This window comes from Enterobacter sp. NFIX59 (assembly GCF_900113755.1).
GTDB classification, from domain to species: domain Bacteria; phylum Pseudomonadota; class Gammaproteobacteria; order Enterobacterales; family Enterobacteriaceae; genus Enterobacter; species Enterobacter pseudoroggenkampii.
In genome coordinates this window covers 670,769-680,649 of the sequence record NZ_FOQN01000002.1, presented here as the reverse complement: position 1 = coordinate 680,649, position 9,881 = coordinate 670,769, and the positions used below count along the sequence as shown (strand labels likewise).

7 protein-coding genes and 1 rRNA gene are annotated in these 9,881 nt (G+C 53.2%); 1 reads left to right on the top strand and 7 read right to left on the bottom strand.

Features of this window, described 5'->3' with window-relative positions; all coding sequences use genetic code 11:
- Positions 1-97: ribosomal RNA gene (gene rrf / locus BM007_RS12130) — 5S ribosomal RNA — on the top strand; the annotation flags it as partial.
- A gap of 107 nt (positions 98-204) precedes the next feature.
- Here rrf and BM007_RS12125 read toward each other — a convergent pair.
- The 7 genes from BM007_RS12125 to BM007_RS12095 form a co-directional block, all read right to left on the bottom strand.
- Positions 205-963 (bottom strand): amino acid ABC transporter ATP-binding protein, encoded by a 759-nt coding sequence (locus BM007_RS12125; RefSeq protein WP_014171880.1) that lies wholly within the window; start codon positions 961-963, stop codon positions 205-207.
- A gap of 7 nt (positions 964-970) precedes the next feature.
- Positions 971-2,074: an amino acid ABC transporter permease gene (locus BM007_RS12120; protein ID WP_032650459.1), complete on the bottom strand. Its 1,104-nt coding sequence runs from the start codon at positions 2,072-2,074 to the stop codon at positions 971-973.
- 9 nt (positions 2,075-2,083) lie between these two features.
- Positions 2,084-3,265 carry an amino acid ABC transporter permease gene (locus tag BM007_RS12115; protein WP_090418923.1) on the bottom strand — a complete coding sequence of 394 codons (1,182 nt, stop codon included), beginning with the start codon at positions 3,263-3,265 and terminating at the stop codon, positions 2,084-2,086.
- Positions 3,266-3,332: 67 nt separating this feature from the next.
- Positions 3,333-4,358 (bottom strand): amino acid ABC transporter substrate-binding protein, encoded by a 1,026-nt coding sequence (locus BM007_RS12110; RefSeq protein ID WP_024906309.1) that lies wholly within the window; start codon positions 4,356-4,358, stop codon positions 3,333-3,335.
- A gap of 473 nt (positions 4,359-4,831) precedes the next feature.
- Complete coding sequence (locus tag BM007_RS12105) at positions 4,832-5,053, bottom strand: lipoprotein (RefSeq protein ID WP_008502867.1); 222 nt, start codon at positions 5,051-5,053, stop codon at positions 4,832-4,834.
- Positions 5,054-5,357: 304 nt separating this feature from the next.
- Positions 5,358-8,471 carry an efflux RND transporter permease subunit gene (locus BM007_RS12100; protein ID WP_090418920.1) on the bottom strand — a complete coding sequence of 1,038 codons (3,114 nt, stop codon included), beginning with the start codon at positions 8,469-8,471 and terminating at the stop codon, positions 5,358-5,360.
- A gap of 11 nt (positions 8,472-8,482) precedes the next feature.
- The gene (locus BM007_RS12095) at positions 8,483-9,622 is read right to left on the bottom strand and encodes an efflux RND transporter periplasmic adaptor subunit (protein ID WP_032650451.1); all 1,140 of its coding nucleotides are present in this window, start codon (positions 9,620-9,622) and stop codon (positions 8,483-8,485) included.
- Positions 9,623-9,881 lie beyond the last annotated feature (259 nt).

Sequence of the window (9,881 nt, the reverse complement as noted above, 5' to 3'; positions counted from 1 at the left end):
TGGTCCCACCTGACCCCATGCCGAACTCAGAAGTGAAACGCCGTAGCGCCGATGGTAGTGTGGGGTCTCCCCATGTGAGAGTAGGGAACTGCCAGACATCAAATAAGTGAGAAGGCCATCCGAAAGGATGGCCTTTTTGCGTTCATGCGCCGAAAAAAACGGTAGGCCGGGTAAGGCGAAGCCGCCACCCGGCAGAGCTAACGACTAATGAATCACCTGCGACAGGAATGCTCGCGTACGTTCTGACTTCGGATGGGCAAAGAACTCGTCCGGCGGCGCCTGCTCAACAATCTCCCCACGGTCCATAAAGATCACCCGGTCGGCCACGGTTCGCGCAAACCCCATCTCATGCGTGACGCACAGCATGGTCATGCCGGATTGCGCCAGCCCAATCATGGTATCCAGAACCTCCTTCACCATTTCCGGATCGAGGGCAGATGTCGGCTCGTCAAACAGCATAATTTTCGGTTTCATACACAGAGAACGGGCGATAGCCACACGCTGCTGTTGGCCACCCGATATCTGGCCAGGGAACTTATTCGCATGCTCTGCGATACGTACGCGCTCCAGGTAGTGCATGGCTAATGCCTCCGCTTCCTTTTTCGGCATCTTTCGTACCCAAATCGGTGCAAGCGTACAGTTCTGCAGAACGGTCAGGTGCGGAAACAGATTAAAGTGCTGAAAGACCATTCCCACTTCCTGACGAACGCGTTCAATATTGCGGATATCTTCATTCAGCTCGATACCGTCAACCACGATACGTCCTTGCTGATGCTCTTCAAGATGGTTAATGCAGCGAATGGTTGTGGATTTCCCGGATCCGGAAGGGCCGCACAGGACAATGCGCTCTCCCTGCTTGACCTTAAGATTAATGTCCTTCAGGACATGAAACTGTCCGTACCATTTATTCACGTTTTCCAGCGTAATCATCGCGTCGGCGGGTGTCATAGTTATTTGGCTCATAATTTCCTCAGTGCGGTGTACGCCCGGTGTTAAAGCGCTTTTCCAGATGCTGGCTGTAGCGCGACATGCTAAAACAAAAGATCCAGTAGATCAGAGCTGCAAAGACATATCCCTCGGTGGACATACCCAGCCAGACAGGGTCAACGGTTGCCTGCTGCACGCTGCTAAAGAGATCGAACAATCCAATGATGATCACCAGGCTGGTATCCTTGAAGAGGGCAATGATCGTGTTGACCAGCCCTGGAATGACCAGCTTGAGTGCTTGTGGAAGAATGACCAGTCCCTGCGTCTTCCAGTAACCGAGAGCCAGTGATTCCGCCGCTTCGTACTGGCCTTTAGGCAGCGCCTGCAGACCTCCGCGCACAACTTCAGCGACATAGGCGGACTGGAAGAGAATCACCCCCACCAGGGCACGGATCAGCTTGTCGATGGTGGTCCCTTCTGCCATAAACAGCGGCAGCATGACCGACGACATAAACAGGACGGTGATAAGCGGTACGCCGCGCCAGAACTCAATGAAGATAACGGAGAGCACACGGACGATCGGCATTTTTGAACGCCGTCCCAGGGCCAGTAAAATCCCCCACGGCAGAGCACCGGCTATCCCCACTGAAGCGATAATCAACGTCAGCGTCAGACCGCCCCACTGGCGTGTTTCTACGCGTTCCAGCCCCAGAAAACCGCCATACAACAGTACCCAGACAATAATCGGATAAACCACTGCCCAGACGGCAATATAGCGTCCGCGATGAGGCAGCTTTTTCCAGAACATGGCCGCGACAGAGAGCAGGCCGATAACCAGCGCCAGATTAATCCGCCAGCGCTGTTCATGCGGATACAACCCATACATGAACTGACCGAATCGCTCGTGGATAAACACCCAGCAGGCACCGGCTTTTGTGCAGTCTGCTCGGGTTGAACCGACCCAGTTGGCCTGTAAAAACGCCCAGTTCAGCAGGGGAGGAATCAATTCCCACATGAGCCACAGGCAGACAATCGTCAGCAGGCTGTTACTCCAGCTGGAGAACAGATTCTTACGCGCCCAGAGAATGAAACGTCCACCTGTCGAGTTGGCAGGGCGCGAGGAGTGCGACAGTATCGCTTTTGTCATCATAGATCCTTAGCGCTCGACCAGTGCTATACGACGGTTATAAAGGTTCATCAGCAGTGAAATCACCAGGCTGATGATCAGATAGACAGACATCGTGATGGCGATGGTTTCAATGGCTTGTCCGGTCTGGTTAAGCACGGTTCCGGCGAAAAGTGACACCATATCCGGGTAACCAATGGCAGCGGCCAGCGACGAGTTTTTGACAATATTGAGATACTGGCTGGTCAGGGGCGGGATGATGACCCGTAAAGCCTGCGGAATGATGACCTGGCGAAGCGTCACGGTATGGGGTAATCCCAGCGAGCGTGCCGCCTCGTGCTGTCCGTAAGGTACGGCCTGGATCCCGGCACGGATAATCTCTGCGATAAACGCGGACGTATAAATCGACAGCGCCAATGTCAGCGCTGCCAGCTCGGGAATTAATACCATCCCACCCTGAAAGTTAAAGCCACGCAGATGGGGAATGTCCCAGTGCAGCGCAGCCCCAAACAGCCAGTGTGCCAATAGCGGGAGACTAACGATCAGGACGACTGCCGTTGGCCAGGTTCTACGAAGCTGACCGGTTTTGATCTGGTGCTTGCGATTAAAACGAAATACGCCAACTGAAAGAGCAAGCGCCATCACAATCGCGCCAATGAAAGCGTACAGCCCTTCACCCGTCTGAGGAGAAGGAATGGACAACCCACGGTTACTCAGGAAAAACAGCTCAAACGCGTCGACGGCCTGACGGGGGCCGGGTAGGTTACGCAATACGGCAAAATACCAGAAGAAGATCTGCAGGAGCGGGGGGATATTGCGAAACGTCTCGATATAAACAGTCGACAGTTTCCGCAGAAGCCAGTTTTCAGAAAGACGTGCCAGGCCAATAAAGAAGCCCAGTATCGACGCGAAGACGATACAAAGCGCCGATACCAACAGCGTATTCAGCAAACCGACCACGAACACGCGTCCATACGTGTCACCTTCCTGGTAATCAATAAGATGCTGGACAATGCCAAACCCCGCGCTGCGATCTAAAAACGCGAAACCGGAGGTAATGCCACGATTATTCAGGTTGGTAATGGTGTTATGGATGAGATACACGGCGATGAGAACAACCGCAACAATAGCAATAATCTGGAATAGCCAGGCGCGGACCGCGGGATGAGAAAAGGATAGCGATCCTTTTACGGCTGAGCGGCGATGGGACATAAAGAAACCTCAGTAACCATGACTCTGGAGTGGGCACTGCCTGAGCAGTGCCCGTTACAGCTATGACTTAACGTACTGGTGGCGCGTACTGAATACCGCCGTTGTTCCAGAGATTGTTCTGGCCGCGTTTGATCTTCAGCGGGCTTTCCGATCCCACGTTGCGCTCAAAGATCTCAGAGTAGTTGCCCACCTGTTTGATGATGTTGTAGGCCCACTTGTTATCCAGCTTCAGATCCTTGCCGAAATCACCTTCTGTACCGAGCAGGTGTGCCATATCCGGGTTGGATGGCTTAGCGGCTTTCTCATCAACGTTTTTCGAGTTGATGCCCATCTCTTCTGCGTTCAGCATGGCGAACAGCGTCCAGCGAACAATGGAGAACCAGTCTTCATCGCCACGACGTACGACCGGTCCGAGAGGTTCTTTGGAGATCACTTCAGGCAGAACAATCCATTCTGCCGGGTTGCTCAGCTTAATACGTAAGGCATACAGCTGTGACTGGTCAGAGGCCAGCGTGTCGCAACGGCCGGACTCCAGCGCTTTGGCCGACTCATCCGAGCGGTCGAATGTCACTGGGGTGTATTTCATGTTGTTTGCTTTGAAATAATCGGCGACGTTCAGCTCGGTATCGGTGCCCGCCTGAATACAAACGGTGGCGCCATCCAGCTCTTTGGCGCTTTTCAGGCCTGCTTTATTGTGGGTCAGGAAGCCGATGCCGTCATAATAGGTCACGCCCGTAAATGACATCCCCATGCCTGCATCACGTGAGGACGTCCAGGTGGTATTACGGGAGAGCATGTCGACCTCGCCGGACTGCAGCGCCGTAAAGCGTTCTTTCGCCGTCAGCGGGGTGTATTTTACTTTGCTGTCATCACCGAAAACGGCGGCCGCAACGCCACGGCAGACGTCCACATCGATACCGGTAAATTTGCCGTTCGCATCGGCATAAGAGAAGCCAGGCAAACCGTCACTGATACCGCATTGAACAAAACCTTTCTTTTTAACGGCATCCAGTGTCGTTCCCGCATGGGCTTGACCGGCTACGGCAAACAACATGCCTGCAGCGGCCAGGCTGGCTATCATCGTCTTTTTCATAATGCATCCTGTGTGGCGAAATTTATCGTTATAGAGGCGTTTTTAAACGCTTAACCTGTCTGTGGCTTTGGCCAACGTTTATAAAGCAAACGTAATGCCAGTTTTGCGTTCGACAAAATAAGAGACGAGTGAACGCTTAATGCTGAGTGTAGACAGGCTTAAATAAAACGAGCGCCCTGAAATGGTGCGAAATTACAACCTGTGCCACAAATCGGAGCAAAAGTTATGCGTCGGGTCAGGAAAAAGGGGAGATAGTTTCCAGAGTGAATATTGGCAGGGTATTCAATAATATTAATGTGTGAAAATCATCACGATAGAATAAGTAATTTGAATGAGTATGCGAAAAAGCTGTGACTGACTTCAGGCTTAGATTAATTACGTGAATAAATACGGGGCTATTTTTTTACTTATTTGAAAATACTGCACTCATTAAAAGCAAAAGCGCGGCCAGAGCCGCGCTTTCTTAACAGATGTTACTTCGTCAGGGCAACAATACCCAGCGTCAAACCCGCTACTGCGGCAGCACCGCCAGCGATAGCACCCGCAGTTTCCCAGTTATCCTGGGTGGTGCCTTTCATACAGGTATTGGTATGAACCAGTCGGCCCTGGTCATCGTAAACCGGTACACATGGAGAGTCGTGCGCGCAACCAGCCAGCAGCGCAGCGAGAAGTGCAACGGAAATGAATCTTTTCATGATGTTACCTCAGTATTATTTCTCATCCGCTATAAAGCCAGGAGGGCTATTAACGAACTGGAGATTATTTTACCACCGGGGTAAGTCCTCGTTACACGAGGAATAATCTCAAATTATGTAGTTTGTAAAAATCGTGGAGAAAAATCGGTTTCAGGAGGAATTAATGGAGACATTATGGAGCTGCAAGAGACTGTTTTTACTTAATGCAAATCATCATATTTTTAACACTGCCTTTATGTAAAGCGTAATTCATTGTTTATGTTAAAAATAAAAAAGGCACCAAAGGTGCCTTTTAGGGGGAATATTACTCTTTATGGTGAGTAAACCGTCGTCGAACAACCACAAAGAAGACGGGCACGAAGAAAATCGCCAGAAGCGTTGCGGAAAGCATTCCCCCCATAACGCCCGTACCGACGGCGTTTTGCGCGCCGCTCCCGGCACCGGAGCTGATCACCAGCGGCATGACGCCAAGGATAAAGGCCAGAGACGTCATCAGGATCGGTCGAAGGCGCATCCTGGATGCTTCCAGCGTGGCTTCAATAATGCCTTTGCCTTCTTTCTCCATCAGGTCTTTAGCAAATTCGACGATCAGGATGGCGTTTTTCGCCGATAAACCAATCGTCGTCAGCAGGCCGACCTGGAAATAGACGTCATTGTTTAACCCGCGCAGCGACGCTGCGAGAAGCGCCCCAATGACCCCCAGCGGTACAACCAGCATAACGGAGAACGGAATGGACCAGCTTTCATACAGCGCTGCCAGACACAGGAACACCACGATCAGCGAAATGGCGTACAGTGCAGGCGCCTGGTTACCTGAGAGCCGCTCCTGATAGGACATTCCCGTCCAGTCATAGCCGATGCCGGAAGGCAGTTTTGCCGCGAGACTTTCCATCATAACCATGGCCTCACCGGTACTTTTACCCGGGGCTGATTCACCGAGGATCTCCATAGAGGGCATCCCGTTATAGCGCTCCAGGCGAGGTGAACCATAGACCCAATGAGCATTGCTAAAGGCAGAAAACGGGACCATTTCCCCATTCGCGCTGCGCACGTAGAGGTTGTTAATATCGCCTGGCAACATACGGAATTTGGCGTCGGCCTGTACGTAGACCTTTTTCACGCGCCCATGATCGATAAAGTCGTTCACATAGGTACCACCTAATGCCGTCGAAATCGTCTGGTTGACGTCAGAAAGACTGACTCCCAGCGCCTGCGCTTTCTCCTGATCGACATCCAGTTTGAACTGCGGCGTATCTTCAAGACCGTTAGGGCGCACGCGAACCAGCAGATCAGGGTGCTCTTTCACCATGCTGAGCAGTTGGTTACGCGCCTGCGTCAGTTGGGTATGCCCCAGGTTAGCCTGATCGATCAATTCAAAGTCGAAGCCCGTGGCGGTACCCAGCTCAATAATTGCAGGCAGGTTAAACGGGAAAACAAGGCCATCTTTAATCTGACTGAAGGCTTTCGTCGCGCGGCCCACAATGGCCTCGACACCATTTTCCGACCCCGGGCGCTCCTCCCAGGGCTTCAGGCTGACGAATGCAATACCGGAGTTCTGACCCTGGCCGCTAAAGCTAAAGCCGTTTACGGTAAAGACGGATTCAACGTTCGCCTTCTCTTTGTTCAGGTAGTAGTCCTGAACCTGGTCGAGGACCTGCTGAGTACGCGTCTGGGTTGCACCTGCCGGGAGTTGAACCATCGTCATAAACACCCCCTGATCCTCTTCGGGCAGGAAGGAGGTGGGTAGGCGCAGGAAGAGTACCGCCATCCCACCGACAATAATGACGTACACCACCAGATAGCGCCCTGTCTTACGCAAAATACCGCTCACGCTGTTGCTGTAGTGCTCCACGCTTTTATCAAAGAGCGCGTTAAACCAGCCGAAGAAGCCCCCTTTTTTCTCATGATGGTCGCCGGATACGGGCTTAAGCAACGTTGCGCAGAGTGCGGGCGTCAGGATGAGCGCAACCAGTACGGACAACGCCATAGCGGAAACGATAGTCAGCGAGAACTGGCGATAGATCGCCCCCGTCGAGCCGCCAAAAAAGGCCATCGGAATAAAGACCGCCGAGAGCACCATGGCGATCCCGACCAGTGCGCCCTGGATCTGCTCCATCGACTTCTGCGTGGCCTCTTTCGGCGGCAGCTTGTCCTCGACCATGACACGTTCGACGTTCTCAACGACTACGATAGCGTCATCGACCAGCAGACCTATCGCCAGCACCATGCCGAACATCGTCAGGGTATTGATGGAGAAACCAAACGCCGCCAGAACCGCAAAGGTGCCCAGCAGAACGACCGGCACCGCGATAGTCGGGATGAGCGTCGCCCGCAGGTTTTGCAGGAACAGGTACATGACCAGGAAAACGAGAACGATCGCTTCAAACAGGGTCTTCACCACTTCGTGAATGGAGATTTTCACAAAAGGCGTGGTGTCATAGGGATAGACAACTTTCAGCCCCTGTGGGAAGAACTGCTGCAGCTGCGCCAGCTTGCTTTTGATGGCTGCCGCAGTGTCCAGCGCATTGGCCCCGGTTGCCAGCTTAATCCCCAGACCGGTTGCCGCCTGCCCGTTGATTTTAGTGACCATGTTGTAGTTTTCGCCGCCCAGCTCAATACGAGCCACGTCCTTCAGATGAACCATCGAGCCGTCCTGGTTCACCTTGAGCGTCACGCGGCCAAACTCCTCCGGCGATTTCAGGCGGGTTTGTGCGATGATCGAGGCATTCAGCTGTTGCCCGGGAATGGACGGCGTTCCGCCCAGTTGGCCTGCCGCTATCTGATCGTTCTGGGTTTTCAGCTGGTTGATAATATCCAGCGGCGTCAGCTGGTATTTGTTCATCGCGTTGCTGTCGAGCCAGATGCGCATCGCATACTGAGCGCCAAACAGCTGAACGTCACCGACGCCAGACGTTCGGCTGATGGCATCTTTGACGTTTGAGGCGACATAGTCAGAGATGTCATCCTGCGTGAGATTTTTGTTGTCAGAAACAAAACCGGCGACCAGCAGGAAGCTGCTGCTGGATTTCTCCACGCCAATCCCTTGCTGCTGAACCTCTTGCGGCAGCAGCGGCATGGCGAGCTGCAGCTTGTTCTGCACCTGCACCTGAGCGATGTCCGGGTTGGTTCCTGACTCGAAGGTCAGGGTGATGGTGACGTTACCCGCTGAATCGCTGGTGGAGGACATATACATCAGGTTATCGATACCGTTCATGTTCTGTTCGATAACCTGGGTCACGGTATCCTGCACCGTTTGAGCATCCGCTCCCGGGTAGGTCGCGGATATCGCCACGGCGGGAGGGGCGATGGTCGGATACTGTGCGACCGGAAGTTTGAGAATGGCCAGCCCGCCTGCAATCATCAGGATGATGGCAAGTACCCAGGCGAAAACCGGTCTCTGAATAAAGAAGTTAGCCATGTCGTCGTCCCTTAACCGGCTGGAGTCGTGGTGGTATCCGGCGTGGCGACGACGGTTACCCCCGGTCTGACTTTCTGTAGCCCGCTGACAATCACGCGGTCACCGTTTTTCAGCCCTTCCGTCACCAGCCAGCGATCGCCAATTGCCTGCGGGGCGACGACGGTACGCGGCTCAACCTGGTTTTTATCGTTCACCACCAGGACGGTTGCATCACCTCGCGGTGTGCGGGTCACGCCTTGCTGGGGAACCAGAATCGCGTCCGGCTGGGTACCTTCATCTATGCGGGCGCGAACAAACATGCCGGGTAACAGCATATGCTGAGGGTTCGGGAAAATGGCGCGCAGGGTAATCGAGCCGGTACTTTCATCGACCGTGACGTCAGAGAACTGCAAGGTGCCTTTCAGCGGGTAGGGCTGCCCGTTCTCCATCAGTAGCTCAACGCTGCTGGCGGTATCGCCTTTTTGCAGGCTCGTCTGTTTCAGGCGCATAAAATCATTACTGGACTGGGTGACATCGACATAAATCGGATCGAGCTGCTGGACCGTTGCCAGCGCTGCGGCCTGTCCGTTCGTCACAAGTGCCCCTTCGGTCACGCTGGATTTCCCGATACGACCATCAACAGGAGAGGTCACTTTGGTGTAGGCAAGGTTGATACGTGCGCTTTCAACGCCGGCTTTCGCGGCAACCACGCTGGCATCTGCCTGCTGAGCCGTCGCCACGGCCTGGTCATACTCCTGCTTACTGACATATTGGGTGCCTACCAGCGGGAGATAGCGTTTTACCGTCAGGTGCGCAATATTGGCCGCCGCCTGAGCCTTCGCCAGTTCGCCTTTCGCGCTGTCATAGGCTGCCTGATAGGTCGCAGGATCAATCTGGTAAAGTGACTCACCCGCTTTTACATCGCTACCTTCCGCGAAGTTGCGGCGAAGGATAATGCCGCTAACCTGAGGACGAACCTCCGCAACGCGAAATGCATCTGTTCTGCCCGGGAGTTCAGTGGTGACAGCCAGAGGTGCGCTTTTCACAATGTGCACGCTGACCTGAGGCGCCTGCAGGTGTTGTTGTTGATTTTCCTGACCATCGCATCCAGTGAGCAGTACCGCGCAGACAATGAAACCGGATAAGGGCAAGCGTCTGAAATGATTCGTCATTACTGTTCCTTTAAATACCCATTAACCGATATATGCCGCGAACCGGTAGCTGGGGCAGAGGGATAAAAAATAAAATGTAGCTGCGTATAATAATGAGGGTATTTAATGTTTTTTAATTTATAAGTGCGAATGACCATGCTTCTGGAGAAAATCAGAATCAGACCTGGTCCATTCTGGGATATACTTCAGGCATGTTAATCAGGTAAATGGGGTTTATGTTGTTTGGTTATTCATCTCGTCAATTTAATTGACGAGATGT